21 protein-coding genes are annotated in these 26,919 nt (G+C 70.5%); 10 read left to right on the top strand and 11 right to left on the bottom strand.

Features of this window, described 5'->3' with window-relative positions:
• Positions 1–116: 116 nt before the first annotated feature.
• From GRX31_RS04270 to GRX31_RS04260, 3 genes are read left to right on the top strand one after another with little or no spacing between them, the layout of a single operon-like run.
• A complete protein-coding gene (locus GRX31_RS04270; RefSeq protein ID WP_160851633.1) occupies positions 117–2,111 on the top strand; it encodes a TonB-dependent receptor in 1,995 nt (664 codons plus the stop codon).
• Between the two features lie 26 nt (positions 2,112–2,137).
• Positions 2,138–3,205 (top strand): class I SAM-dependent methyltransferase, encoded by a 1,068-nt coding sequence (locus GRX31_RS04265; protein WP_160851631.1) that lies wholly within the window; start codon positions 2,138–2,140, stop codon positions 3,203–3,205.
• Positions 3,202–4,443 (top strand): MFS transporter, encoded by a 1,242-nt coding sequence (locus tag GRX31_RS04260; protein WP_160851629.1) that lies wholly within the window; start codon positions 3,202–3,204, stop codon positions 4,441–4,443. Before GRX31_RS04265 ends, GRX31_RS04260 begins: the two co-directional genes overlap by 4 nt.
• A 4-nt stretch (positions 4,444–4,447) precedes the next feature.
• Here the strand turns inward: GRX31_RS04260 and GRX31_RS04255 are convergent, their stop codons facing one another.
• Entirely contained in the window at positions 4,448–5,119 is a 672-nt protein-coding gene (locus tag GRX31_RS04255; protein WP_012203037.1) for a response regulator, read from the bottom strand.
• Between the two features lie 28 nt (positions 5,120–5,147).
• A complete protein-coding gene (locus tag GRX31_RS04250) occupies positions 5,148–7,046 on the bottom strand; it encodes a type IV pili methyl-accepting chemotaxis transducer N-terminal domain-containing protein (RefSeq protein WP_160851750.1) in 1,899 nt (632 codons plus the stop codon).
• A 161-nt stretch (positions 7,047–7,207) separates the two neighbouring features.
• Between GRX31_RS04250 and GRX31_RS04245 the strand changes: the two genes are divergently transcribed.
• Positions 7,208–8,092: a ChaN family lipoprotein gene (locus GRX31_RS04245; protein WP_160851627.1), complete on the top strand. Its 885-nt coding sequence runs from the start codon at positions 7,208–7,210 to the stop codon at positions 8,090–8,092.
• 3 nt (positions 8,093–8,095) lie between these two features.
• On the opposite strand, the gene GRX31_RS04240 is transcribed toward GRX31_RS04245, so the two are convergent.
• Positions 8,096–10,051 (bottom strand): putative bifunctional diguanylate cyclase/phosphodiesterase, encoded by a 1,956-nt coding sequence (locus tag GRX31_RS04240; RefSeq protein ID WP_016451962.1) that lies wholly within the window; start codon positions 10,049–10,051, stop codon positions 8,096–8,098.
• A 73-nt stretch (positions 10,052–10,124) separates the two neighbouring features.
• Here GRX31_RS04240 and purU point away from each other — a divergent pair, with 73 nt between their 5' ends.
• The 3 genes from purU to GRX31_RS04225 all read left to right on the top strand — a co-directional run bounded on the left by purU (position 10,125) and on the right by GRX31_RS04225 (position 13,579).
• Positions 10,125–10,973: a formyltetrahydrofolate deformylase gene (gene purU / locus GRX31_RS04235; RefSeq protein WP_013804418.1), complete on the top strand. Its 849-nt coding sequence runs from the start codon at positions 10,125–10,127 to the stop codon at positions 10,971–10,973.
• 19 nt (positions 10,974–10,992) lie between these two features.
• On the top strand, positions 10,993–11,916 hold the full coding sequence (locus GRX31_RS04230; RefSeq protein ID WP_017405258.1) for a LysR substrate-binding domain-containing protein: 924 nt from the start codon (positions 10,993–10,995) through the stop codon (positions 11,914–11,916).
• 151 nt (positions 11,917–12,067) lie between these two features.
• On the top strand, positions 12,068–13,579 hold the full coding sequence (locus GRX31_RS04225) for an FAD-linked oxidase C-terminal domain-containing protein (protein WP_016446647.1): 1,512 nt from the start codon (positions 12,068–12,070) through the stop codon (positions 13,577–13,579).
• A gap of 52 nt (positions 13,580–13,631) precedes the next feature.
• Here GRX31_RS04225 and GRX31_RS04220 read toward each other — a convergent pair whose 3' ends face one another.
• Positions 13,632–14,654, bottom strand: coding sequence for a hypothetical protein (locus GRX31_RS04220; RefSeq protein ID WP_160851626.1), 1,023 nt, complete (start codon positions 14,652–14,654; stop codon positions 13,632–13,634).
• A gap of 119 nt (positions 14,655–14,773) precedes the next feature.
• Here GRX31_RS04220 and GRX31_RS04215 point away from each other — a divergent pair, with 119 nt between their 5' ends.
• Positions 14,774–15,196 carry an XRE family transcriptional regulator gene (locus GRX31_RS04215; RefSeq protein ID WP_160851624.1) on the top strand — a complete coding sequence of 141 codons (423 nt, stop codon included), beginning with the start codon at positions 14,774–14,776 and terminating at the stop codon, positions 15,194–15,196.
• 69 nt (positions 15,197–15,265) lie between these two features.
• Here the strand turns inward: GRX31_RS04215 and GRX31_RS04210 are convergent, their stop codons facing one another.
• The 7 genes from GRX31_RS04210 to GRX31_RS04180 all read right to left on the bottom strand — a co-directional run bounded on the left by GRX31_RS04210 (position 15,266) and on the right by GRX31_RS04180 (position 24,699).
• Positions 15,266–15,616, bottom strand: a complete 351-nt coding sequence (locus tag GRX31_RS04210; protein ID WP_016446650.1) for a DUF4148 domain-containing protein — start codon at positions 15,614–15,616, stop codon at positions 15,266–15,268.
• A 177-nt stretch (positions 15,617–15,793) separates the two neighbouring features.
• Entirely contained in the window at positions 15,794–16,546 is a 753-nt protein-coding gene (locus GRX31_RS04205) for a carbon-nitrogen hydrolase family protein (RefSeq protein ID WP_160851622.1), read from the bottom strand.
• Positions 16,543–18,030, bottom strand: coding sequence for a purine-cytosine permease family protein (locus GRX31_RS04200; RefSeq protein ID WP_160851620.1), 1,488 nt, complete (start codon positions 18,028–18,030; stop codon positions 16,543–16,545). The genes GRX31_RS04205 and GRX31_RS04200 overlap by 4 nt, the downstream gene beginning before the upstream one ends.
• 200 nt (positions 18,031–18,230) lie before the next feature.
• Positions 18,231–21,404, bottom strand: a complete 3,174-nt coding sequence (locus GRX31_RS04195) for a CusA/CzcA family heavy metal efflux RND transporter (RefSeq protein WP_160851619.1) — start codon at positions 21,402–21,404, stop codon at positions 18,231–18,233.
• An 11-nt stretch (positions 21,405–21,415) separates the two neighbouring features.
• A complete protein-coding gene (locus GRX31_RS04190) occupies positions 21,416–22,780 on the bottom strand; it encodes an efflux RND transporter periplasmic adaptor subunit (RefSeq protein WP_160851617.1) in 1,365 nt (454 codons plus the stop codon).
• A gap of 30 nt (positions 22,781–22,810) precedes the next feature.
• Positions 22,811–24,112 carry a TolC family protein gene (locus GRX31_RS04185; RefSeq protein WP_160851615.1) on the bottom strand — a complete coding sequence of 434 codons (1,302 nt, stop codon included), beginning with the start codon at positions 24,110–24,112 and terminating at the stop codon, positions 22,811–22,813.
• 176 nt (positions 24,113–24,288) lie between these two features.
• On the bottom strand, positions 24,289–24,699 hold the full coding sequence (locus GRX31_RS04180) for a hypothetical protein (RefSeq protein ID WP_223275155.1): 411 nt from the start codon (positions 24,697–24,699) through the stop codon (positions 24,289–24,291).
• Between the two features lie 153 nt (positions 24,700–24,852).
• Here GRX31_RS04180 and GRX31_RS04175 point away from each other — a divergent pair, with 153 nt between their 5' ends.
• Together GRX31_RS04175 and GRX31_RS04170 are read left to right on the top strand one after the other, a co-directional pair.
• Positions 24,853–25,542: a heavy metal response regulator transcription factor gene (locus GRX31_RS04175; RefSeq protein ID WP_026062596.1), complete on the top strand. Its 690-nt coding sequence runs from the start codon at positions 24,853–24,855 to the stop codon at positions 25,540–25,542.
• Positions 25,539–26,918 carry a heavy metal sensor histidine kinase gene (locus GRX31_RS04170; RefSeq protein ID WP_043789226.1) on the top strand — a complete coding sequence of 460 codons (1,380 nt, stop codon included), beginning with the start codon at positions 25,539–25,541 and terminating at the stop codon, positions 26,916–26,918. The genes GRX31_RS04175 and GRX31_RS04170 overlap by 4 nt, the downstream gene beginning before the upstream one ends.
• Position 26,919: the final 1 nt, after the last annotated feature.

Genomic DNA, 26,919 nt, shown 5'->3' with positions numbered 1-26,919 from the left:
GGCGCGCTTCGCATAGGAAATGCTCCGGCGCGCATACGTTTTCAAATGATAGCGATTCTCATCTTCCCTAGCATCGGTCTCCAACGAGATTCCCTTTTGGAGAGGACGAGAAAACCATGGCATTCCCCCTTCGCTGGCCGGCCGCGCTGGCCCTGGCCCCCTTCACGGTGGCGGCCCAGGGCCAGGCGCCCGAAGCCACCCTGCCCGAGATCACGGTCACGGTGAACAAGCAGGCCGAAAGCCTGGACGCCGTGCCCGCCAGCGTCTCCGTCTTCGAGGGCGCGGCGCTGGAGGCGGCCGGCGTGCGCGGGCTGGACGCGCTGTCCGCCCAGGTGCCGGGCTTGGTGTTCCAGGCCTTCGGCCAGTCGGGCGTGCAGCCGCCCGTGATGCGCGGGCTGACGGCCAACTTCGTGTCGTTCTCCTCGTCCACGCTGCTGCTGGTCGATGGCGTGCCCACGCTGATGGCCCAGGGCTTCGAGCACAACCTGCAGGGCGTGGACCGCGTGGAGGTGCTGCGCGGCCCGCAATCGACCTTGTACGGCCGCAATGCCGAAGCGGGCGTGGTCAGCATCGTCACGCGCCAGCCCGGCGACGCGCCCTATGCATCGATCAGCGCCGAGGCCGGCAACCACGGCCAGCGCGCGGGCAGCTTCGAGCTGGGCCGCGCCCTGGTGCCGGGCCAGCTCTACATCGGCCTGTCGGGCGAGTGGCGCGCGCAGGACGGCTTCATACGCCAGCAAGCGACGGGAGCGCGCGTGGACGACCGCGAGCGCGCCAGCGGCCGCCTGGCCCTGCGCTGGACGCCCACGGCCGAGACCGAGGCCACGCTGCGCTACGCCCGGCAGCGCTGGGACGACGGCGCCGCGCAATGGGGCAGCATTGCCGCGCCGCGCGCCACGGTGAACTCGGGTACGGACAGCTGGAACCGCTCGCGCGGGCAGACACTGTCGCTCGATGTCTCGCACCGCTTTGCCTCGGGCCTGCGGCTGCGCTCCATCACCGCGCGCAATGTCTTCGACGACCGCGTGCTGCAGGACACGGACTTCCAGCGCGCCGACCTGCTCCACGTGCGGCGCGACTACCGCCTGGCCACGACCTCGCAGGAACTGCGCCTGGAGGGCGAGGCCGCAGGCCTGTGGAACGCGCGCTGGCTGGCCGGCCTGTACCTGGACCGCGACGACCATGACCTGCGCTACGAGCAAAAGCTGCCCGCCGCGCTGATGCGGCCCACGGCCGGACTCAAGGGCAGCACGGCGGCGCTGTTCACGCACTGGACCGTCCCGCTGTCCGAGCGCTGGACGCTGGCGGCCGGCGCGCGCGCGGAGCGCAACCGCGTGGAACTGGCCCCCGTGGGCGCGGCGGCGCGCAGCGACGACTGGTCGCGCTTGAGCCCCAAGCTCTCGCTGCAATACCAGTGGTCGCCCCAGGGCCAGGTCTACACCAGCCTCAGCGAGGGCTACCGCGCGGGCGGCTTCAACGTGTTCTCTCCGGCCATGGGCTATGCGGCCTACGAGCCAGAGACCGTGCGCGCCTGGGAGATCGGCACCAAGGGCCGGCTGCTGGGGCAGCGCCTGCGCTATGCGGCCTCGGTCTACACCCAGCAGGTGCGCGACATGCAGGTGCAGCAGATGGGCCTGCCGGGCGTGGTCTACATCACCAATGCGGCGCGGGCGCGCTCCACGGGTGCGGACTTCGAGCTGGACTATGTGTTCGGCGGCGGCTGGCAGTTGCAGACGGCCCTGGGCCTGAACCGCACGCGCTTCGGCAGCTTCCGCGACGGCGCCGCCGTCTACGACGGCCACCGCAACCCGTTTGCGCCCGACATGACGGCCCATGTGGCGCTGCGCTACGACGCGCCCGGTCGCTGGTGGGCGCAGGCCGCCGTGCAGGGCACGGGCAAGGTCTACCTGGACGCCGCCAACGCCTACCGCCGCCCCGGCTACGGGCTGCTCAACCTGTCGGCCGGCTATGCCCAGGGGTCCTGGGAAATCGCCGCCTACCTGCGCAATGCCGCCAACCGCCGCTACGACGCCGTGGGCTACCTCAACGGCCAGGTCGTGGTCTACAGCCCGCCGCGCGAGTTCGGCGTGCGGCTGACCTGGCGCATGTGACTCCCTTTCGTGAAAAGGACCTTCCGATGAATACACCCCGCCGTGAATCCCCTACCCACACCCCCTCCCACGCCCTGCAGCCGCTGTGGGACCTGGCCGCCGCCCAGGTCCAGGCCGAGGCCCTGGTGCTGGCGCTTGAATCGGGCGCTCTGGACCGCCTGGCCACGCCCCAGACGCCGGCCGAGCTGGCCCAGGCCCAGGGCTGGAACGAGGCCAATACCTCCCACTGGCTGGAATTGCTGTGGAGCATGGGCCTCCTGCGGCGCGGCCAGCACGCGCCCGTGAGATACCTGTTGGCCACCGATGCGCTGCGCTACCTGCACAGCGCATCGCCCGAGTCCTGCGGCGCGGCCTGGCTGTTCCGCCTGCGCTCGCTGCGCCACTCCGCCACGCTGCTGCGCGGCCTGGTCGAGCACGGCCCTGCCGGGGACGGCTCGGCCTGCAGCACCCCCTTGGCCACGGGCAATGCCGAAGGCTGGGCCGCCGCCGCACGCGCCCAGATCGGCCAGGAGCAGCGCGCCGTCAGCGTGCCTGCCGCGCTGAACCTGCTGCAGCAGGTTCCCGAGGCAGGCGCCGCGCGCCGCATGCTGGACCTGGGCGGCGGCCCCGGCTGGATCGCGCTGGCCCTGCTGCGCCGGCAGCCCTCGCTGCAGGCCAGCGTCTTCGACTGGCCCGAGGCCGTGGCAGTGGCGGCGGACAACGCCCGCCAGTCCCGCCTGTCCGACCGCTTCACCGCCCTGGGCGGCAATCTGGCCACGGACGGCATAGGCAGCGGCTACGACCTGGTCTGGTGCTCGTCCGTGCTGCACTTCGTGCCCGATGCGGCAGCCGTGGTCGCCAAGGTGTTCGACGCGCTGGCGCCCGGCGGCGTCTTCGTCTGCGCCCATGCCGAGGTGGATGAGACGCCCGAGGCCGCCCTGCGCACCCTGCCCTACTACCTGCCCATGCGCCTGCTGGGCCGCAGCGTGACGCGGCGCGGCGAGCTGCAGGCGCTGCTGGCGCAGGCGGGTTTCAAGCGCATAGAACGCATCGAGTCGCGCGAGTTTCCGATGGCGCCGCTGGTCGTGCTCATTGCCCGCAAGGCCGCGCCATGACGGCCGCATCTCCCCGCCCGGTCTGGCTGCTCCAGGCACTTTTCGGCTGGCTGCACCTGGCGCTCACGGCGCCCAGCGTCTACCTCTGGCTGGGCCTGCCCCTGGTCATGCGCCAGCATGGCTGGTCGGGCACGGCCATCGGCCTGTTCCAGCTGGCGGGCCTGCCCGCGCTGATCAAGTTCGCGCTGGCCGCGCCCGTGGAAGCGCGCAGCGCGAACGGCCAGCCGCGCTACCGCGCCTGGGCGCTGGCCCTGTGCCTGGCTTATGCGGCCGTGCTGCTGGCACTGGGCTGGCAGCAGTTGCTGGCCGAGCGCCTGTGGCTGTTCGGCCTGGCCTTCGCGGCCGCGCTGGCTGCCACCTGGGCCGACATTCCCGTCAACGCCCTGGCCATCCGCCTGCTGCCCGCGTCCGAGCGCATGCGCGCCGGGGGCGTGCGCGCAGCGGCGCTGTCGCTGGGCGCCATCGTGGGCGGCGGGCTGATGCTGCTCATGCAGGCGAAATGGGGCTGGCGCGCGCCCTTCCTCTGCCTGGCCGGCGCGCTGGCCCTGGGCGCCCTGCTGCTGGCCTGGGTGGTGCGCCATGAGCCGGGGGATGCGCCCTCGCCCCTGCTGCTGCCTGCGCCCAAAGCTGGACTGGCCGCCATGGTACGCGGCTATGGCACCCAGCCTGGGGCCTGGCGCTGGACCCTGGCGCTGGTCAGCTACTTCCCCTTCATCGGCGCGGCCTGGTTCTACCTCAAGCCGCTGATGCTGGACCACGGCTTCGCGCCCGCCCAGGCCGCCCTGCTGGCCGGCATGGGTGGCGGCGTGGTGGCCGCGCTGGCGGGCGCGGCCTCGCCCCTGCTCACGCGCCGCCTGGGCACCCGGCGCGCCCTGCCCCTGTATGCGGGCTGCAACGTGGCGGCGCTGGCGCTGCTGGCGGCCGTCATCGCAGCCGGCGCCCCGGCCCCGGGCCTGATCGCGGCCGTGGCCTGCGTGGCAGCAGCCATGGGCGCCTCCTCGGCCTGCGTCTTCGGACTGATGATGCAATTCGCCCGCCCGCGCTGGCAGGCCTTCGACTACGGCCTGCAGGCCAGCCTGTTCGCCGCCAGCCGCATGCTGGTGCCGCTGGCCGCCGGCGTGGCGCTGGACGCCATGGGCGCAGCGGCCATGCTCACCGGCCTGACCGTGGCGGCCGCGCTGGCCTGGGTCTGGGCGCTGCGGTGTGCGGGGGATGGTTGGGCTTCAGCCACAGCGTAGGCCGCTAATCCCGCTGCCGCTCCGACGCATACACCGCCGCCTGCACGCGCGAGCTCAGGCCCAGCTTGCGCAGGATGTGTTGCACATGGATCTTGACCGTGGTCTCGGCAATGTCCAGCGTGCGGGCGATTTCCTTGTTGCTGGCGCCCCGGGCGATCTGGACCAGCACCTCTTCCTCGCGCGGGGACAGCGGCGAGGCCGGGGCCTCGTCCGGCTCGGGCGCCTGGGGCTCGGGCGCGCCCTGGGACTGGAAGGCGGCCACCAGCTTGCCCATCATCTCGGGGCTGACCACAGGCTCGCCGCGCGCGGCGCGGCGCAGGGCTTCGGACAGCAGGTCGCCGTCGATGGTCTTGAGCAGATAGCCCTGGGCGCCGTTGCGCAGCGCGGCCGCCAGGTCCTGGCCGTCCTCGCTCACGGTGAGCATGACGACGCGACTGCCGGGCGATGCGGCCCGCAGGCCCGCGATGGCATCGACGCCCAACACGCCGGGCAGGTGGTTGTCCAGCAGGATGACCTGGGGCGCCAGCGCGGGCACCAGGCGCAGGGCCTCGCCCGCGTCGCCGGCCTCGCCGACCACGCGCAGGCCCGCATCCTGGGCGATGAGGGCGATCAGGCCGCGGCGGAACAGCGTGTGGTCGTCGATGACGAAGACGGAGATGGGGCTGGAGAAGGACATGGGGCGGTCTTTTTCTTGCGGGAGCGTGTCACGCGTTCGAGGGGAGGCCCTGCGCCGGCGCCCCGGCCGAGGCCGACGGCGGCAGCTCGATCAGCACGCGCGTGCCCTCGCCGGGGCGGGAGTGGACATGGACCAGCGCCTGGGCCAGCAGGGCGCGCTCGCGCATGATGCCCAGCCCCACATGCAGCGAGTCCGGCGCCACGTCGGCGGGGACGAAGCCGCAGCCGTCGTCGCTGACCTCGAAGCGCCAGGGGTGGCGCCCCACGCGCAGCTGCACATGCCTGGCACCCGCGTGCTTGCGCACGTTGGACAGCGCCTCCTGCACCATGTGCAGCACCTGGATCTGCACGTCGGGCGCCAGCGGCAGGCCCTGGCCCGACATGCTCAGCGAGGTGGCGATGCCCGTCTGGTGCTCGAACTTGGACAGCGTGGCGCGCAGCGCGGCCTCGATGTCCTCGGCGCTGGTGCGCGTGCGGAAATGCACCAGCAGCTCGCGCACGTCGGCATAGCATTCGCGCACGCCCACTTCCAGCTCGCCCAGGCTGCGGTCGCGCGCTTCGTCGCGGCCCTTGGCCACGGCGTCGCGCAGCAGCTGGGTCTGGATCTTGAGAAAGGCCAGCGACTGGGCAATGGAGTCATGCAGCTCGCGCGCGATCAGGCCGCGCTCCTCGGCCACGGCGGCTTCGCGCTCCAGCGCCGTGGCGCGCAGGCTTTCCATGGCGCTGGCCAGGTGGCGCGCCATGGCGGACAGCAGGTCGCGCATGTCGTCCGTGAGCACCACGGTGGAGCGAAAGAACAGGTTGACCTCGCCCAACAGGCGCTGCTGCAGTTGCACGGGGATGCTGACCACGGTCTCGAAGCCGGCCTCGCGGCAGTGGGGCAGCTGCAGGTCGCTGGCCGGCGTGATGGGGATCACGCGCAGCCTCGCCTGCTCGCGCGGCTGGCCGCACAGGCAGGCGCCCGTGTGCAGGCAGTGCTCCTGCACCGACATGGACTGGGGCAGGCCGTCGCCGGCCAGCAGCACGTAGCGCTCGTTGGCCTCGTCGGACCAGCGCACCGTGGCCGCATCGGCCTGGGCCGCCAGGCGGACCTGGCGCACAAAGCCTTCGGCCAGGGACTGCAGGCTGGCGGCCTCCGACGCCTGCACGCTGACCGCGTACAGCGCCTGCAGCTGCTGGTGCTGCACGTTGAGGCTGGCGGTCTTCTCGCGCACCTTGTCCTCCAGCTCGGCGTGAGAACTTTGCAGCGACTGGGCCATGAGGTTGAAGCCGGCCGCCAGCTGGCCGAACTCGTCGTTCACCTCCACGCTCATGCGCGTGTCCAGGTGTCCGCGGCGCATGCGCTCCAGCGCCGAGCGCAGCTGGCCCACGGGATGCAGCACCAGCCAGTAGCTGGTGGCCATGAAACTCACGGCCGCGATGATGACCAGCGCCATCAGACACATCTGAAACAGGTGCAGGATGGCCGTCCAGCGCGAGAGCCGGTCTTCGATGGCTTCGACAAAGCCGTCCACCTCGCGCACGAAGGCGTCGGCGCTGCCCATGATGGCCTGCGCATCGGCCTGGTCCTCGGCCTGCCAGCGCGCGTGCAGCGCGCTCCAGTCGCGGCGTATGCGCTCGTAGCGCTCCCTGACCTCGTCGCTCCAGGGCACGAACAGCGGGCGCGACATGTCGCCGCTGCGCAGCAGGTCCAGGCTGGCGTCGAACTGCTGCGCGCGCGCCTGCCACTGCGCAGGCGCCTCGTTCTGGCGCGCCATGGCCATGCGCACCATGCTCATGCGCAGCCGCCCGGCCTCGTTCACGGCGGCCGCGCCGCCCTCCAGCTGCCAGGCCACCCACAGCGTGAAGCCGATCGATGCCACGGCCGCCAGCAGGCAGGCCGCGCCCATGAGCAGCAGCTTGGTCGAAAGCGAGGGCTTGCCATGCATGGTCGCACTGTAGCCACGGCGCATTTGCACGTCTTGACCTGAATCAAGCGCCACCCGTTTGCGCCGTGCCCCCGCCCCGATTCCTAGGATCCTTTCAACTGCCCCCAATGCCCACAGGGCCTATGGGGGCCCCGGGCAAGGCCAGTGATTAGCATGGCGCCATGCATGTCCGCTCCCACCTCCGCCCCTTCATCCGCACCCCGCGCCTTGCCGGCCTGGCTGCGGCCGCATGGCTGGCGGCAGCCCTTGCCGGCTGCGCCAGCTCCTCCGCCCCGGCGCGGGACTGGACGCAGCAGCTGCAGCGCTGGTCCGACGCGCCCATCGTGCTGCTGGGCGAGCAGCACGATGCGGTCGCCCACCAGGCCTGGCAGCAGGCCACGGTGGAGCAGTTGGCAAAACAGGAGCGCCTGGCCGCGCTGGTGATCGAGATGGCGCCGCGCACGGGCTCCACGGCCAGCCTGGCGCGCGACGCCTCCGAGGACGCTGTGCAGCAGGCCCTGCAATGGCAGGACGCCGCATGGCCCTGGCCGCGCTACCGCGGCGTGGTCATGGCCGCCGTGCGCGCAGGCGTGCCCGTGCTGGGCGGCAACCTGCCCCGCGCCGACATGAAGCAGGCCATGCGCAACCAGAACCTGGACACCCACCTGCCGCCCGAAGCCTGGCAGCGCCAGCTCGACGCCATCCGCGAAGGCCACTGCGGCCTGCTGCCCGACACACAGCTGCCGCCCATGGCCCGCGTCCAGCTGGCCCGCGATGCCAGCATGGCCGAGGTGGCCAAGGCGGCGATCAGGCCCGGCAAGACCGTGGTGCTGGTGGCCGGGCGGGGCCATGTCCTGCGCGGGGTGGGCATCCCGACCTGGCTGCCGGAGTCCGCAGCAGCCAAAGTGGCCGTGGCGCAGGCAGGCGAGACATCGGTGGCGCACGAATCCGATGTGGACTGGCTGCAGAAGACGGACGCCTTGCCGGCCAAGGACCACTGCGCAGAGCTGCGCGAGAAGTTCAGGAACCCGCCGGCACCGCGGGCGGATGCGGGTCGGGTGGACTGAGCTTCACCCCTGCACGGCCCACATCCCCTCGTTGCCCGAGACCCACTCGCCGAACGCCTGCGCAGGCATGGGCTTGCTGCACAGATAGCCCTGGAAGAAGTCGCACCCCTTGCCGCGCAGGAACGCCAGCTGCTCGGCCGTCTCCACGCCCTCGGCCAGCACCTTCAGCCCCATGGCATGCCCCAGCGCGATCACCGACCCGCTGATGGCCATGTCGTCGGCGCTGTGCGGGATGTCGCGGATGAAGCCCTGGTCGATCTTGAGCAGGTCCAGCGGGAAGCGCTTGAGGTGGGCCAGCGAGGAATAACCGGTGCCGAAGTCGTCGATGGCCAGCCGCAGGCCCTGGGCCCGCAGGCGGCGCATGACGGCCAGGGCCTCCTCGGGGCGCTCGGCCAGGGCGCTTTCGGTGATCTCCAGCTCCAGGCAGTGCGGGGCGAAGCCCGTGGCGGCCAGCGCGTCGGCGGTGGCACCGGCGATGTCGGTCAGCAGGAACTGGTGCAGCGAGACATTGACCGCGATGGTCATCTCGGGCAGGCCCTGATCGCGCCAGCGCTGGCCCTGGGCGCAGGCCTCGCGCAGCACCCACAGGCCCAGCGCGCCGATGACGCCCGAGCTTTCGGCCACGGGAATGAAGCGTGCCGGGGAGATGAGGCCCTCGTCCGGGTCCAGCCAGCGCACCAGGGCCTCGGCGCCCACCAGGCGGCCAGTGGCCAGGTCGATCTGGGGCTGGAAGTACAGGCGCAGGTGGCCCAGGTCTATGGCCTGCCGCAGCCGTGCCTCCATGGCCAGGCGCTCGCGCGCGGCCGAGGTCATGTCTTCCTCGAAGAAGCACCAGGCACGGCCGCTGCGCGACTTGGCGCCGTAGACGGCCGCATGCGCGCCCTGCAGCAGGTCCTGGGCATTGCCGGCGTGGGAGGGGTACATGCAGATGCCCACGCTGACGCCGGCCATGACGGACAGGCCGTCCGGCGAGCTCCAGGGCTGGCCGGCCGCCGCGATCAGTTGCCGTGCGCGGGCGATGGCGTCGCCGCGCTCGCTCATGCCCTTGCACAGCACGGCCAGTTCGTCACCGGCCATGCGACCTATGAGGTCCTGGGGACCCAGGGAATCGTGCACACGGGCGGCGATGTGGCGCAGCACCTGGTCGCCGATGGCGTGGCCGTAGCTGTCGTTGACGTCCTTGAAGCGATCGATGTTCAGCAGCATTACGGCCAGCGTGCCCTGCTCGGCGGCCGCCTCGGCCACGGCGTCTTCCAGCAGCGCTGTGAAGCGCACGCTGTTGGGCAGGCCGGTGAGCATGTCGCGGTGGGCCAGGAATTCGAGCTGGGCCTCGCGCGCCTTCTCGGCCGAGATGTCGGTGAACATGCACACGTAGTGCGTGACCTTGCCCTGTGCGTCCTTGACGGCGCTGAGCGACATGCGCTCGGGAAAGACCTCGCCGTTCTTGCGGCGGTTCCAGATTTCGCCCTGCCAGTGGCCCGTGGCCTGCATGCTGTCCCACATGGCCTCGTAGAAGGCCTTGTCGTGGCGGCCGGACTTGAACATGCGCGGGGTCTTGCCCAGCATCTCCTGCTCGGTGTAGCCCAGCAGCCGCGTGAAGGCGCTGTTGACCGAGAGGATGCGGCTGCGCGCATCTGTGACGACCACGCCCTCCATGGTGTTGTCCACCACGGCGGCGGCCAGGCGCTGGCGTTCGTCGGCCTCCCGCCCGGCGGCCATCGCGGCATGGGCAGTGCGCTCTCCACGGCGCATGCGCCACAGCAGCCAGCCGCCGCCCACGGCCGTGACCAGCACCAGGGCCACCGAGGACAGCATGCGCCGCTGCGCTGCCGGCCCGGGCGGTATCTGCAGGTGCGCCAGCAGCCATTCCACGCCCCAGAGCCACAGCAGACCTGCGCACACATACAGGGTCAATGCGCCCCAGAGCGGTATTCGGGGCTGCTCTCCCTGATCTTGCATGTGGTTCCTCAGAACGTTCCCAGAACGTGTGACTTGCGCAGGGTCGTGTGCATGCTGCGACAATTGCGCCGCTATGACCCAAGCCTATATTCTTACCCTTTCGTGCCCCGACCGGCTCGGTCTGGTACATGCCGTCTCGGGCTTCCTGCTCGAGCAAGGCGGCAACATCGAAGAGGCCGCGCAGTATAACGACCCGGCCACCGGACTGTTCTTCATGCGCGTGCAATTTGCCTGCAACGGCTGCGATCCCGCGGCTCTGAGGGCGGCCCTGGCCGACCTGGGCGGCCAGTACCAGATGAAGTGGCGCCTGCACACCAAGGCCGAAGCCATGAAGACCGTGCTCATGGTCAGCAAGGAAGGCCACTGCCTCAACGACCTGCTGTTTCGCTGGAAGAGCGGCCTGCTGCCGGTGGACATCCGCGCCATCATCAGCAACCACCGCGAGTTCTACCAGCTGGCGGCCAGCTACAACATCCCCTTCCACCACATCCCCGTCACGGCTGCCACCAAGGCCCAGGCCGAGGCAAAGCAGTTCGAGATCATCGAGGCCGAAGGCGCCGAACTCGTGGTGCTGGCGCGCTACATGCAGGTGCTGTCCAACGACCTGTGCACCAAGCTGGCCGGCCGCGCGATCAACATCCACCACAGCTTCCTGCCCAGCTTCAAGGGCGCCAAGCCCTACTACCAGGCCCATGACCGCGGCGTGAAGCTGATCGGCGCCACGGCCCACTATGTGACGGCCGACCTGGACGAAGGCCCGATCATCGAGCAGGACGTGGCCCGCGCCGACCACACCGACACCGTGGAGGACCTCACGGCCCGCGGCCGCGACACCGAGAGCCAGGTGCTGGCCCGCGCCGTCAAGTGGCACAGCGAGCACCGCGTCATCCTCAACGGCCACAAGACCGTGGTCTTCCGCTGAAGCCGGCTCCCGGCCGCCCATGGCGAACGTGACCCTTGCCGCCGGCAGCGGCTTTGCCCCGCCCGGCAGCGGCGCCCGCCGCATCCCGCCCATACAGTGCCTGCTCACTTTCGAGGCGCTGGCGCGGCTGCGCAGCGTGACGCAGACGGCCGAGGAGCTGTGCGTCACGCCCAGCGCCGTCAGCCACCGCGTGCGCCAGCTCGAGCAGATCCTGGGCACGCGGCTGTTCGGCCGCTCGGACTTTTCGCTCACCACCGAAGGCAGCGCCTACCTGTCCCACGTGCGCGAGGGCCTGGGCGCGCTGCAGCGCTTTCCGGGCGAGGTCACGGCACCGGGCCGCCGCAGGCTCAAGCTGGCGGTCACGCCCACCTTTGCGCGCGTGATCCTGATCCCGCGCCTGCGCCAGTTCACGGAAACCTATCCCGAGATCGACATCGCCCTGCAGGTCTCCATCCCGCTGCTGGACGTGGTGGCCGAGGATGCCGACCTGATGGTGCGCTTCGGCCCCGGCCACTACGCCGACGTGGAGCACATCGAGCTGGCGCGCGACGTGGTCACGCCGCTGGCCTCGCCGGCCTTCATCCGCGAGCATGGCCCCTTCGAGCAGCCCCAGGACCTGGAAGGCATGCCCCTGCTGCGCAGCCCGCTGGAGCCCTGGCGCACCTGGTTCGGCGCCACCGGCCTGGACTGGCCCGAGCCGCACGAGGGCTCGCAGTTCAACGACATCGGCCTGATGTGCGACGCGGCCTCGGCCGGCATGGGCATTGCCCTGGTGCGCCACAAGCTGGGCGCACCCTGGATGGACAACGGCACCCTGGTGCGCCTGTTCGACATGGACACGGCCAGCCCCCATGCCCACTACCTGTGCTGGCGCACCGGCACCATGGACCGCTGGGAATGCGCGGCCTTTGCTGAATGGTTGAAGAGGGCGATGGCCTGCTGAGGCGCCCACAACGGAATTCACGGATTTCGCGGATTTCACGCGCCGTTGCAATAAACATCAGCGCAGTCCCGCTGCACAAAGACGGCGGCATCGCCTAAAGTCAGGCTCCATGACTTCCGCCAGCTCCCCAGCCAGCCCTGCCCCCGGCGCCATGGCGTCGGCCGCCGCCGATGCCGCCCACCAGCAGCCCACGGCCTCCGAACGCGCACGGCGCCAGGCCGAGGTCGTGGCAGCGCTGGCCCGCCATGTGCCCGCGCATGCCCTGCTGTGGAACGCCGAGGACACCACCCCCTATGAATGCGACGGACTCACGGCCTACCGCCAGCGCCCCCTGGTGGTCTGCCTGCCCGAGACCGAGGCCCAGGTCCAGGCCGTGCTGCGCGCCTGCCACGCCATCCAGGTGCCCGTGATCGCACGCGGCGCGGGCACCGGGCTGTCGGGCGGCGCCCTGCCCCATCCCATGGGCGTGACGCTGTCGCTGGCCAAGTTCAACAAGATCCTCCAGGTCGATGCCGCCAGCCGCACGGCCGTGGTGCAGTGCGGCGTGCGCAACCTGGCCATCAGCGAGGCTGCCGCGCCCCTGGGCCTGTACTACGCGCCCGATCCCAGCAGCCAGATCGCCTGCACCATCGGCGGCAACGTGGCCGAGAACTCGGGCGGCGTGCACTGCCTCAAGTACGGGCTGACCGTGCACAACGTGCTGAAGGTGCGCGGCTTCACGGTGGAAGGCGAGCCGGTGGAGTTCGGCTCCACGGCGCTGGACACGCCGGGCTTCGACCTGCTGGCCATCCTGGTCGGCAGCGAAGGCATGCTGGCCGTGACCACCGAAGTCACCGTGCGCCTGATCCCCAAGCCCCAGCTGGCGCGCTGCATCATGGCCAGCTTCGACGACGTGCGCAAGGCCGGCGACGCCGTGGCCGCCGTGATCGCGGCCGGCATCATCCCGGCCGGGCTGGAGATGATGGACAAGCCCATGACGGCCGCCGTCGAGGACTTCGTCAAGGCCGGCTACGACCTCACGGCCGAGGCCATCCTGCTGTGCGAGAGCGATGGCACGCCCGAGGAAGTCGAGGAAGAGATCGCCCACATGAGCGAGGTGCTGCGCGGCGCCGGGGCCACGGCCATCACGGTGAGTGAAAGCGAGGCCGAGCGCCTGCGCTTCTGGAGCGGGCGCAAGAACGCCTTTCCCGCCAGCGGGCGCATCAGCCCCGACTACATGTGCATGGACTCCACCATCCCGCGCAAGCGCCTGGCCGACATCCTGCTGGCCATCCAGGAGATGGAAAAGAAATACGGCCTGCGCTGCGCCAACGTCTTCCACGCGGGCGACGGCAACCTGCACCCGCTGATCCTGTTCGATGCCAACGACCCCGACGAGCTGCACCGCTGCGAGCTGTTCGGCGCCGACATCCTGGAGACCAGCGTGGCCATGGGCGGCACGGTCACGGGCGAGCATGGCGTGGGCGTGGAAAAGCTCAACTCCATGTGCACCCAGTTCACCACGGCCGAGAACGACCAGATGTTCGCGCTCAAGGCCGCCTTCGACCCGCAGGCCCTGCTCAACCCCGGCAAGGTGATTCCCACGCTCAACCGCTGTGCCGAATACGGAAAGATGCTGGTGCGCGGCGGCCAGATCTCACACCCGGACCTGCCGAGATTCTGAGGCGTGGTGCAACGGGCGCGGTGCAACCGGCGCCGTGCAGTCCTTCCCGCCATCAGGGCTGCTGCAGGCAGCGCGCCCACAGTCCGTCAAGCGCCCGGGCCAATGCGCCTCCCTGGCGGGGCACGGCCTGGCCCTCGCCCAGGTCTTCGACCAGGGTGTCCAGCGGCGTGGCTTCGGTCAGCGTGCGCATGCCGCACTCCATGGCCAGGGCCGTGTCCAGGTAGACCACGCGTGCGCCGGCCACGCTCCAGCGCGTGAGCTCGCGCACGCGGCCCACCTGGCCCAGCCGCAGGCGCATGGCCTCCATGCGCGCGGCCAATGAGCGGCGTATGCGCTCGCCCGCCTCGGGGCGGTCTTCCTCCAGCCGGCGCAGCGCCGCCTCCTGCTGCTCCAGGGTGCGGTCCATCGCCTGCAAGGCCGCCTCGCGGCCCAGCCGGGCCTCGTCGTAGCGCGGCAGGGCCGCGCGCAGCCGCACCAGCGTACGCTCCCGCTCGCGCGCATAGACATGCCCGGCCGCGCGCCCGGCCTGTGCACAGGCCTGGGCTGCCAGCACCAGGCGCTGCGGCGCGGCCTCGGCACTGAGGCTTTGCGGACGGAAGCTGCCGCACTCCTTCATGTCCCCCAGCACACGCAGATCCTCCAGGTGCCGCTGCCTGTGGTCGGCATCCCTTTGCGCCTCCTGCGCGTGGCGCCGCAGCATCTCCTGCCGCTGCCGCTCCAGCACGAGCAGCTCACGCCATTCGCCACGCAACCGCGCCTCGAACCGGGCCTGTTCGCTTTCGGCGGCGCGCTGCAGTGGCCCGACCTCCTGGCGCAGACTGGCCTGCAGGTAGCCACGCACGCCTGCGCGCTCGCAGGCGTACTCGACGATGCGCCCGCCGCTGCCGTCTCCCACGCTGCGCCAGCTGCTGCGCGCGCAGGCCGACCTGTCCTGCAGCACCTGCCCTATCGACACGCCCGAGGCGGCGCCCCAGGGCGCAGCCCGCACGGTCAGCACCTCGCCATCGTCACCGCCGCAACCGCCCAGCAGCAGGGCCAGGCCCGCAGGCAGCAGCCACACTCCTTGCCAGCGCATGGGCCCTCCTGTGCTTGTGATTTCTGGTTGAGTCTTTGATGTTAACTATCAATCACATCAGATATGTGATTTTTCACAATACTCACTGCACAATCAGACTTATCCCATAGCGTGCCCGCATGCAGGATGCGAAGCAGCGGTTTGCGCAGAAATTACGTGATTCCCTGGAGGCTCGTGGCTATGAAGCCAAGCCCTCGGTGCTGGAGCGCGAATTCAACACACGCTTCTGGGGCAAGCCCATGTCGCAGCACGGCGTGCGTCTGTGGCTGCTGGGCAAGACCATGCCCAACACCAAGAAACTTGCTGCGCTGGCCGACTGGCTGCAGGTGCCGCTGGAGGAGTTCCTGCGCGCGCCGCAGCCGGCGCGCGAGGTGCGTGAGCCCAAGGTCAGCTGGTCCGCCGGCCTGGGCTACGAGGACAACGAGCTGTTCAAGATCTACCTGCGCCTTCCCGTACCCAAGCGCCGCCTGGCGCGCGACGTGATCCTGGCCATCGCACGCGCCCATGAGGCCGAGGAAGCGGAACGCGCCGCAGGCTCGTAGCCGCGCGGCGCGTCGGTCATCCCCTGATACGGCTGCTGCGGGGCAGCACTGCCTCGCCCCGCACGTGCATCAACCACCCATGGCACGCTGGCGTGCATCGCGCTGGGCAGGCGTTTCGTTGATCAGTTCATTGATCACTTCCTGCCGCGTCTTGCCGCCACCGGTCTGCGGTGCAGGCGCCGGGTAGACGCCGGCATTGAAGCGCGAGGTGCCGCCCTGGCGCACGGCCGCCTCGGCCTCGGCCGTCACCTGGGCGCGCGTCTTGCTGCTCTTGAAATGTTCGGGATGGACGACGGCACCCGCCTCGTTGTTGGCCGGGTGGATGTACCCGGCCGCCGATGCCATGCCCGGCAGCAGCAGCGCTGCCGATGCGACCAGGCCGGCGATCAGGGTAGCAGGGGTGAAACGGCGTTGCGACATGGTGTGTCCCTTTCAAAGAACGTTGGTGATTCGTTCTCCCCACGCCCCGCAAGGCGGAACGCCGGGGAGAGGACTCCAATGTAGAAATCGCCCCCCCACGCCACCCCCACAGGATGGTGACATTGCTGTCATACAACCGACACAGATGACCGCGCCACGGTGGCGCCTCGGCGCTCGTCAGCCCCGGTACTGCGCACGCGCGCGGCCGGGCGCCAGAGGGTCCAGGCGCACGTCCAGCAGGCCCTCGGCATCGCCCGCGATGCGCGCCAGCGTCTGGCCGAAGGGATCGGCGAACTGGCTGCCTCCGCTGAAAGCGTAGCTGTCGCCAGGGCCCACGCGGTTGGCCATGGCGATGTAGCACTGGTTGTCCATCGCACGCACGGGCACGGCATGGCGATGGATGTGGCCGTGGGGGTGCATCATCCCGTCCATCAGCACGATCAGGTCCACGCCCTGCGCACCCAGCGCGCGGGCCGGTGCCGCAAACTCGATGTCGAAGCAGATCAGCATTCCCAGCCGCAGGCCGCGCCATTCGCATGTGGGCCAGCGCTCACCTGCCTCGAACACGCCCTGGTCCGAGTCGTAGAGCATGGTCTTGCGGTAGTGCAGCAGCACCTGCCCGTCGGCATCGATCAGCAGGCCGGCATTGAAGCGGCGGCCCTGGTCTGCTTCGGCCAGGCCGATGGCGACAGCCACGCCGGCTTGCCGCGCGGCCTCGCGCAGCGCGGTGGCCGAGGGGCCGTCCAGCGGCTCGGCCAGCTGCGCCACGTTGTCGGGCCGGGGAAATCCGCTGATGCAGGTTTCGGGAGAGACCAGCAGGTCGGCCTGCCCCGCGCTGGCCTTGATCGTCTTCAGCGTCATCGCCAGGTTGCCGGCAATGTCGCCGTCACGCAGACGGGGCTGGATGATGCGGATGCGGTGCTCCGTCATGGTGTGCGCTCCTTGGGATGCAAAGGGTGGCTGTCCTGCCGCGGCTGGCAACGGGCGGCCTCCTCGGCCTGCAGATCCAGGTTGCGGGCCAGCCCCCAGTAAAGGCTGCCGGCGACGAGAATGCCCGGCAGCCAGGCGAAGTCCACGCCGCCCAGCCGCTGCGCAGCCCAGCCGATGAAGACCGCATGGCCATCGGTGGCGTCGTGGATGTGCATGAACGGCACCATGGCTGCAAAGCCGCCCAGATAGGCGCAGATGCCGCGCCAGCCCCAGGCGCCGTAGATGCCCTGTGGCGTGAAGAAATCAGCGATGGCGTAGCGGCCCTTGCGCACCAGGAAGTAGTCCACGAGGTTGACCGCCGTCCACGGCACCAGGAAGTACAGCAGCAGCGCCAGGAAGGAATGCAGCAAAGCCACGCCGCTGCCCTGGATGGACAGCACGCACGCGAGGATGCCGACGCTGATCGCCGCGATGGCAAAAATACGGGCGGCGCGCGTGGGGCGCAGGCCGCCCAGCGAATCCGCCGCCGTGAGCACGGTCAGTGCCGCGCTGTACGTGTTCAACGCGATGATGGGCAGGAAGGCCACGACGGCCAGGGCAGGCAGCAGCCGGTCCGCGCCCGGGAACAGGCCGGTGCCGATCCGTCCCAGCGCCGCCAGCGCGTCCCCGGCCTGCAGCCGCTGCGCCATCCATGCGCCCAGGCCGATCATCCAGGCCCCGGACAGCGAGGCACCCAGGAAGATGGCCGCGATCAGGCGCCGGGGCGCAGTGTGGCTCGGCAGGTAGCGCGAATAGTCGGACACATAGGGCGCATAGGAGATGTTGTAGCTGGCCGCGATGGTGAACTGCGCGGCAAAGGCGCTCCATGCGAATCCTGGCAATGGCTCCGACCGAACGTGCAAGGCGGGCTCGCCCACGCCTGCCAGCAACGCCAGCGTGGCCAGCGCATACAGGGGCAGTGCCAGCATCAGCGCATGGCGAAAGGCCTTGTGCATCACATCGTGGCCGCAGACCGCCAGCAAGGCGCCTGCCGCCACGGCCACGCAGGCCGTGGGCGCTGGCGGCAGGCCGAACACGGCCTGCATGCCCTGCATGATGAGCGAGACGTTGACGACGTTGAACCCCGTGAACACCAGCAGCGTGGCGCACAGCGGCAGGGTGACGCCGCGAAAGCCGAACTGCGCGCGCGACTGGATCATCTGCGGCAGCCCCAGCTGCGGCCCCTGCGCGCCGTGCAGCGCCATGAACAGCGTGCCGAACATGATGCCCAGCGTCCCGGCCAGGGCGCTCCAGGGCGCCGAAAGCCCCAGCGACGGGCCGACGAAGCCGATGGAAAGCGTGAAGAAGTGGAAGTTGCCCAGGAACCAGAACGGCCCCTGGTCGGCGAGCCGCGCGTGGCGCTCGCTGTCGGGAATGCAGTCGATGGACCGGCTCTCCACGGCGATGCGGGCACGGCCGTGCCGTCCGCTGGCGGGGCTGTTCATGGCCTTGTCCCTCCCGTTGTCCTTGCTGTTGTGGGACGAATTCTAGGCAGGGGTTCGCAGCCGCTCCATGCCAAATGCGCGAGGTTCACATCGATGGGCAAAGATGTGTGGCCCGGGATATCCCGGGCATGAAGAAACCCGCTGCAGCCAGGCTGCAGCGGGTTCCAAAGTGGCCGCCCGGGTGCTGCCCGGGCGCCGCGTCACACGGCAGGTGCCGGCGCGGCGGGCGCGGGGTCTGTGCCGCTGGCCTCCGACGGATCATTGCGATGCACCAGCCGGTACAGCAGCGGCAGCACCAGCAGGGTCAGCAGCGTGGATGACAGGATGCCGCCGATCACCACCGTGGCCAGCGGCCGCTGCACCTCGGCACCCGTGCCCGTGGCAATGGCCATGGGCACGAAGCCCAGCGAGGCGACCAGGGCCGTCATCAGCACGGGGCGCAGCCGGGTGAGCGCGCCTTCGGTCACGGCGTCGGGCACGCTGGCGCCCTGTTCGCGCAAGGTTCTGATCCAGGAGATCATGACCAGGCCGTTGAGCACGGCCACGCCCGACAGCGCGATGAAGCCCACCGCCGCCGAGATGGACAGCGGTATGTCGCGCAGCCACAGCGCCAGGATGCCGCCCGTGAGCGCGAACGGAATGCCCGTGAAGACCACCAGCCCGTCACGCACATTGCCGAACATGGCGAACAGCAGCACGAAGACCATGAGCAGGGCCACGGGCACGACGATCTGCAGGCGGCGCGTGGCCGACTCCAGGTTCTCGAAGGTGCCGCCCCAGCGCGTCCAGTAGCCGGGCGGCAGCGACAGGCCCTGCAGCTTCTGCTGTGCCTCGCCCACGAAGGAGCCCATGTCGCGCCCGCGCACATTGGCGCTGACCACGATGCGGCGCTTGCCGTCCTCGCGGCTGACCTGGTTGGGGCCGGGCGCGGTCTCGAACGTGGCCACGGCCGACAGCGGCACGAAGCCGATGCGCCCGTCCGCCCCGCGCGGCAGGGCGATGGGCAGGCGGCTCAGGGCCTGCAGGTCGTTGCGCACGGCGTCCGGCAGGCGCACCTGGATGTCGAAGCGCCGGTCGCCCTGGAATACCGTGCCGGCCTCGGTGCCGCCCATGGCGGTGCTGATGGCGTCCTGCACATCGCCCATGTTCAGGCCGTAGCGCGAGGCCTTTTCGCGGTCGATCTGCACGGTGAGCATGGGCAGGCCCGTGGTCTGCTCGACCTTGACCTCGGAGGCGCCCGCGATCTGCTGCAGCATGCCGGCCACGGTCTGGGCGCTTTTCTCCAGCACGGCCATGTCGTCGCCGAAGATCTTCACGGCCACGTCGCTGCGCACGCCCGAGATCAGCTCGTTGAAGCGCAGCTGGATGGGTTGGGAGAACTCGTAGTTGTTGCCCGGGATGCGGTCCACCGACGCCTGTACGGCGGCCAGCAGCTCATCGCGCGGGCGCGCCGGGTCGGGCCACTCGCTGCGGGCTTTCAGCATGATGTAGCCGTCGGAGATGTTGGGCGGCATGGGGTCGGAGGCGATCTCGGCCGTGCCGGTGCGCGCGAACACGCGGTCGATCTCGGGGAACTCCTTCTTGAGCGCCTTCTCGATCTGCATCTGCATTTCCAGCGACTGCGTGAGACTGGTGCCGGGGATGCGCAGCGCCTGGATGGCGAAGTCCCCCTCGTTGAGGTTGGGCGCGAACTCGCTGCCCAGGCGCGTGGCCAGCAGCAGGCTCAGCGCCACGGCCACGGCGGCGGCCGTGAGCACCACGGCGGGCGCGGCCATGACGCGCGCCAGCACGGGCGCATAGCCGCGGCGCGCCCAGCCCATGAGGCGGTTTTCCTTCTCGGCCACCTTGTCGCCCATGAACAGCGCAATCGCCGCCGGGATGAAGGTGATGGACAGCAGCATGGCGCCGGCCAGCGCAATGACCACAGTGAGCGCCATGGGGTGGAACATCTTGCCCTCCACACCCGTGAGCGCGAAGATGGGCAGGTAGACCACCATGATGATGAGCTGGCCGAACAGCAGCGGGCGGCGCGCTTCCTTCGCGGCGGCGAAGACTTCATGGAAGCGTTCGCTGCGCGTCAGCGACCGTCCGCGCGCCTCCTGCGCATGGGCCAGGCGGCGCACGCAGTTCTCCACGATGACCACGGCGCCGTCGATGATGATGCCGAAGTCCAGCGCCCCCAGGCTCATGAGGTTGGCGCTGACCTTGTAGTGCACCATGCCCGTGAAGGTGAACAGCATGGACAGCGGGATGATCAGCGCCGTGATCAGCGCCGCGCGCAGGTTGCCCAGGAACAGGAAGAGGATGACCACCACCAGGGCCGCGCCCTCCACCAGGTTCTTCTTGACCGTGGCGATGGCCTTGTCCACCAGGTTGGTGCGGTCGTAGACGGTGATGGCCTTGACGCCCGGGGGCAGGCCCCGGTTGATCTCGGCCATGCGCTGGTCCACGGCGCGCGAGACGGTGCGGCTGTTCTCGCCGATCAGCATGAACACCGTGCCCAGCACCACCTCGCGGCCGTTGTCGGTGGCCGCGCCCGTGCGCAGCTCCTGGCCCAGGCCGACCTCGGCCAGGTCGCGGATGCGGATGGGCTGGCCCTGGGCCGAGCCCACGATGACCTCGCGGATGTCGGCGATGCCGCCGACCTGGCCCGGCGCGCGGATCAGGTACTGCTCGCCCTGGCGCTCGATATAGCCCGCACCCACGTTGCTGTTGTTGCGCTGCAGGGCGGTGACGATGTCGGCCAGCGTGAAGCCGTAGGCCGCCAGCTTCTCGGGCGCGGGCGCCACCAGGTACTCCTTGGCGTAGCCGCCGATGGAGTTGATCTCGGTGACGCCGGGCACGTTGCGCAGCTGCGGCTTGATGACCCAGTCCTGGATCTCGCGCAGGTCCATGGGCGTGTAGGGCGTGCCGTCGGGCTTTTTCGCACCGTCCTCGGCCTCCACGGTCCACAGGTAGATCTCGCCCAGGCCCGTGGAGATGGGGCCCAGCGTGGGCGTAATGCCCGCAGGCAGGCTGTCGCGCGCCTGCTGTATGCGCTCGCCCACCAGCTGCCGCGCGAAGTAGATGTCCGTGCCGTCCTTGAACACCACGGTGACCTGGGACAGCCCGTAGCGCGACAGCGAGCGCGTCTGCTCCAGGTGGGGCAGGCCGGCCATCACCGTCTCTATGGGATAGGTGACGCGCTGCTCGGTCTCCAGCGGCGAGTAGCCGCTGGCCTGGGTGTTGATCTGCACCTGGACATTGGTGATGTCGGGCACGGCGTCGATGGGCAGGCGCTGGTAGTTGTAGATGCCCAGGCCCGCCATGGCCAGCACGGCCAGCAGGACCAGCCAGCGCTGCTCTATGGCGAATCGGATGATGCGTTCAAACATGGACTCTCCGATCAGTGGCTGTGTTCGGCGCTGGCCTTGCCCAGCTCGGCCTTGAGCATGAAGCTGCCCTCGGCCACGTAGGATTGGCCGGGCTTGAGGCCTTCGAGCACCTCGGTGGCCTTGCCATCGCTGCGGCCCACGCGCACGGGCTGGGCGCGGAAACCGCCCTGCACGGGCACGAAGACCACGGTCTGCTGCTCCATCTTCTGCAGTGCCTGCGTGGCCACGGCCAGCGGCGCCTGCCGGGACGATGCCGTCAGCTCCACATTCACGAACAGGCCCGGGCGCCACACGCCGTCGGGGTTGGGCAGGGTGATGCGCGCGGGGGCCGTGCGCGTGTCCTGGCCGATCAGGGCGCCCACATAGGCCACCTCGCCCGTGGCCGAGGAGTCGAAGGCCGTGGCGCGCACCGTGGCCTTCTCGCCCACGCGCACGGCGGGCAGGTCGGACGCGGCCACGCGCATCTCGGCCCAGACGCTGCGCAGGTCGGAGATGGTGAAGACCTGGGTGGTGTCCTGCACGGCCTCGCCCACGGACAGGTGCTTTTCCACGATCACGCCGTCAAACGGCGCGCGCAGCTCGAAGCGGTTGAGCCCGCCCGCACCACCGCCGGCACCGGCGCCCGTGGCGGCCAGCTTCTGTTGGGCGTTGGAGACGGCGATCTCGGCCTCGCGCAGCGCCTGGCGCGCCTGCAGGTAGTCCTGCTCGGCCGAGACCTTTTCCTCCCACAGCTGCTTTTCACGTGCGTAGGTGGTGCGGGCCAGCTCCAGGCGCTTGCCGGCGGCCAGCAGTTCGCTGCGCTGCTCGGACACGGCGGCGCTGCTGAGCACGGCCAGCAGCTGGCCCTTCTTCACGTTCTGGCCCAGGTTGGCGGGAACGCTCTCGGCAATGCCGGCCACGCGCGGCACGACGTGGGCCGTGCGGTCTTCGTTGAAGCGGATCTCCCCGGGCAGCTGCAGCACGGAGCGCACGGTGGCCGGGCCGGCCTCGGCCAGGCGCACGCCAGCCGCCTGCATGCGCTGGGCGTCCATGGCGATCAGGCCTTCGTCGTCGCCATGGCCGGCTTCGGCGGTGGCTGCGGGTTTGGCGGCGGGCTTGGCCTCGGCTTTTTCCGCCTTGGAATCTTCATGGTGCTCATCGTCGGCATGGCCTTCGTCGTGCTTGTGGCCATCTCCGGCTGCAGCGCCGTGGTGCTCGCCATCGGCATGGCCTGCGGCCTCGCTGTGGCCGTGGCCATGGCTGTCGGCCTTGGCGGCACCCGGCGGGCCGCTGCGCAGGATCAGCGTGGCGGCCAGCGCACCCACGGCCAGGATGACGGCAATGGCCACGAGGGTGCGGCGCGGTCCGAGGGGGGAGGAGGAGGGCTTGGTGTTCATGGTCTGGATGCAATCAGGTTGCTATCGGGGTCAGAGGCCGGCTTCTGTGCCGAGCAGGCGGTCGATGTCGGCGGCGGCGCGGTGCGTGGCCAGCAGCTGGTCCAGGTACTGGCTGCGCGCCTCGGACCAGGTGCGCTGCGCGTCCAGCACGTCCAGGTAGGCGAACTTGCCCAGCGCAAAGCCGCGCGAGGCCAGCTCGTAGGCCGTGCGCGCCGTGGGCAGCACCTCCTCGGCCAGCTGGCGCGCCTGCTCGCGGCTGGACTGCAGCAGCTCGCGCGCCTCGAACAGCTGGGCCTGCAGCTGAACGCGCGTGGCCAGCAACTGCTCCTCGGCCTGGTCGGCCAGGCGCAGGGCCTGCAGCTGGTTGCCCCGGTTGCTGTCGAGCACGGGCAGGGGCACGGAGACGCCGACCACGAGCTGGTTGCGCCCGACCTCGGTGGCGCGCTTGACGCCCAGGCTGACGGTGGGATCGGGCAGGCGGCGCGCACGCTCCAGCTCGGCCGTGGCGCGGCTTTGCTCCAGCGCCTGGCGCGCACGCAGCACGGCGGGAGCCTGTTCGATGCGCTGCTGCAGGGCTGCCAATTCCGGCAGCTGGGGCAGCGCGTCCACGGCGCCCTCGGCCTGGCCGAAGGGGCGCACGCTCTCGCCCCACAGCGCCTGCAGCTGGCCGCGCGCCACGCGCAGGGCAGAGCGGGCCCGGGCCTGCTCCAGCAGGGCGCCGGACTCGGCCACGCGGGCCCGGGTCTCCTCCAGCGGCGCCACCTTGCCGGCCGCCACGCGCCGGGCCGCCGCCTCGCGCGCGCTGCTGGCGATCTCCAGCGTCTGCCCGGCCAGGACCACGCGCTGCTGCGCGGCCAGCACGCCGAAAAAGGCCGCGCCCACATCGGCGCGCAGCGCGGCCTCGGCCCCTGCCAGTTCGGCGCGGGCCAGGTCGCGGCCGCGCTCGGCCACGCGCATGCGGGCCTCGCGCTTGCCGCCCACTTCCAGGGTCTGGTTCAGCTGCACGGTCAGCGTGCGGGTGCTGCGGCGCGTGTCCTCCTGCGACCAGGCCAGCTCGGGATTGGGCCGGGCCTGGCTTTGCAGCACGGCCCCCTCCGTGGCGGCCAGCGCCTGGCGGGCCGCGCGCAGGCCGGGATTGCCGTCCAGCGCCAGGGCCCGTGCCTGCTGCAGGTCCAGCGGCGGGCCATCAGGAAGGGATGCGCCTGCAAAGGCGGGTGGCGCCACGGAATCGGCCGGTGGCTCGGCGGCCTGCACGACGCCACAGGCGGCCAGCGCCGCCAGCACCCACGGTGCGAAGGCTGTCCTCGACGGAAAGGACGAAGGAAAAGACATACACGGGCTCCTTGCCCGCAGCGCGGATCAGGCGTGATCGCTTGGTCGATCAGGCCCCACGCCACAGGGCGCGCACGGACGAGGGCCGCTGCGCGCGAAGGGATTTCTGGAAAATGCCGGTCCGGGGCGAAACAGGGCGATGAACGCCGAATGCCCGGCCGGCGGCTGCAGGAGCGTCAGCCCTGCCAGCGGGGCCGGTCGGGGCGCAGCAGCACGGCCGAGGCATGCCGGCGCAGCGGCTCGGCGAATTGCGCGGGCGGCGGGGCCACCGGCGCCGCCTGCCAGTGCTGTGTGGCAGCGGCCACCCAGGCGTGGCACATGGAGCAGTCCACGCTGAGCGAGGACTGCAGGCCCTGGTCGGCCTTTTGCGCAGGCGGGCCGGACTCGGCATCCGTGCCCGTGCCCGCATGGCGCTCGGCGCCCATGCCGTGCAGGCTCACGCCATGGACATGGTGGCCGAAGTGCCGGGTCTCATGCCCGTCGTGGCGGCACAGCGCAGCGGCCGCCATCCAGGTCCACTGGAACAGCAGCGCGATCACGAGGATGGCAAGGGCGGCAAGACGGGGCCGGGTCATGGAAGAGGGCATGGCAGAAGTGCGGGATTGTCGGGCATGGCGTTTGACCCCAATCGCGACTGCCCCATGCCGGCGAGTCTAGGGCGGCGCAGCGACCCGGCGCTGTCGGGCACATGACAAATTTGTCATCTCCGAAAACCCTTGCCTGCCCCGACAATGCTCGGCATGAAAGTCCTGGTCATCGAAGACGAAACCAAGCTGGCCGACTACCTCCGCAAGGGCCTGACCGAGGAGGGGTTCGTGGTCGATGTCGCGCACAACGGCATCGACGGCCTGCACCTGGCCACCGAGCTGGCCTACGACCTCATCGTGCTCGACGGCATGCTGCCCGGCATCGACGGCCTGGCCGTGCTGGCGGCGCTGCGCCAATCGCGCCAGACGCCGGTGCTGATGCTGACGGCACGCGGCCAGGTGGAGGACCGCGTGCGCGGCCTGCAAGGCGGCGCCGACGACTACCTGGTCAAGCCCTTTGCCTTCTCCGAACTGGTGGCGCGCATGCATGTGCTGCTGCGCCGCGGCGGCGGTACGGCCCAGCCTGCGGCCGAGGCCACCACGCTGCGCATGGCCGACCTGGAGCTGGACCTGATACGCCGCCGCGCCACGCGCGCCGGCCAGCGCCTGGACCTGACGGCCAAGGAATTCAACCTGCTGAGCCTGCTTCTGCGCCGCCAGGGCGAGGTGCTGTCGCGCACCGAGCTGGCCTCCCAGGTCTGGGACATGAATTTCGACAGCGAGACCAATGTGGTCGAGGTGGCCGTGCGCCGCCTGCGCCTGAAGCTGGACCAGCCCTTCGCGCAGCCCCTGCTGCACACGGTGCGCGGCATGGGCTATGTGCTGGAGTCGCGCGCACCGTGAGCGTTGCCCCTGCCGACATTCCCCATCTGGGCCGGCGCCTGTCGCGCTGGCTGGCCCTGCAGACCATGCTGGGCCTGGGCCTGGTGTGCGCGGCCGTCTACGGGGTGGCATCGATGACGCTGGAGCAGCACCAGCACGAGACGCTGGACCTCAAGCAGCAGGCCGTGCTGCACCTGATGACCGAAAGCCGCAGCGCCCACAACGAAGCCGGGCTGGCCCACATGCTGGACGACTTTCTCACGGGCCTGGACGAGATGTCGCTGCGCATCACCGACCTGCAGGGCCGCGTGCTCTACGAGCGCCTGCGCACGCCCAAGAATCCCGGCCGCACGCTGCAGCGCAGCTTCGAGGTCGTGCTGGCCGACTCCGGCCAGCAGGCCCGTGCCCAGCTCACGCTGGACCGGGCCGAAGACGACCGGCAACTGTCCCTGCTGGCCTGGACGCTGGCCCTGGCTGCCGTGGGCGGCGCGCTGCTGGTGTCGCTGACCGGCATCTGGCTGGTGCGCCTGGGCCTGGCGCCGCTGCGACAGCTGACCGAGCAGACGCGCCAGCTGTCGGCCCAGGACCTGCAGCGGCGCCTGGACGACAGCGGGCAGCCGCAGGAGCTGCGGCCGCTGATCGCACAGTTCAACGCCCTGCTGGAGCGGCTGTCCGTGGCCTACCGGCAGATGGAGGCCTTCAACGCCGACGTGGCCCATGAGCTGAACACGCCGCTGACCACGCTGATCAGCAGCTGCGAGCTGGCCCTGCGCAAGCCGCGCAGCGAGGCCGAGCTGCGCGAGGTGCTGGCTTCCAACCTGGAGGACCTGCGGCGCATGGCCGGCATCGTGGCCGACATGCTGTTTCTCTCGCAGGCCGACCGCGGCCAGGGCGCGCGCCTGGCGCCCTGGGCCAGCCTGGCCGCGCTGGCCCATGAGGTCATCGACTTCCACGAGGCCGCGCTGCAGGAGGCCGACCTGCAGGTCGTCGTCCAGGGCGACGCGGCCGCCGAGGTCGATGCGCGGCTGCTGCGCCGGGCGCTGTCCAACCTGCTGGGCAATGCCACACGCTATGCACAGCGCGGCTCCACCATCACCGTGCAGATCGGCGCCCGGCCCTGTACCCACCACGGGGGCGCCGGCGATGTGGCGCTGGCGGTGCTCAACCGGGGCCCGGCCATCGATCCCGTCCACCTGCCGCGCCTGTTCGACCGCTTCTACCGCGCCGACGCCGCGCGCAGCCAGGCCGACCGCAACCATGGCCTGGGCCTGGCCATCGTGGCCGCCATCGCTCGCATGCACGGCGGGCGCTGCTTTGCCGAGTCCGAGGGCGGCTTCACGCGCATCGGCCTGGAACTGCCCGACAGCCCGAGCCCGCCGCGCGATTCCCCGGCCTGAA

Origin of the sequence: Delftia sp. CH05 (assembly GCF_009827015.1) — a bacterium.
GTDB lineage: Bacteria > Pseudomonadota > Gammaproteobacteria > Burkholderiales > Burkholderiaceae_C > Comamonas > Comamonas tsuruhatensis.
The sequence above is the reverse complement of the archived record's forward strand: the minus strand, read 5'-3'. Positions and strand labels throughout refer to the sequence as shown.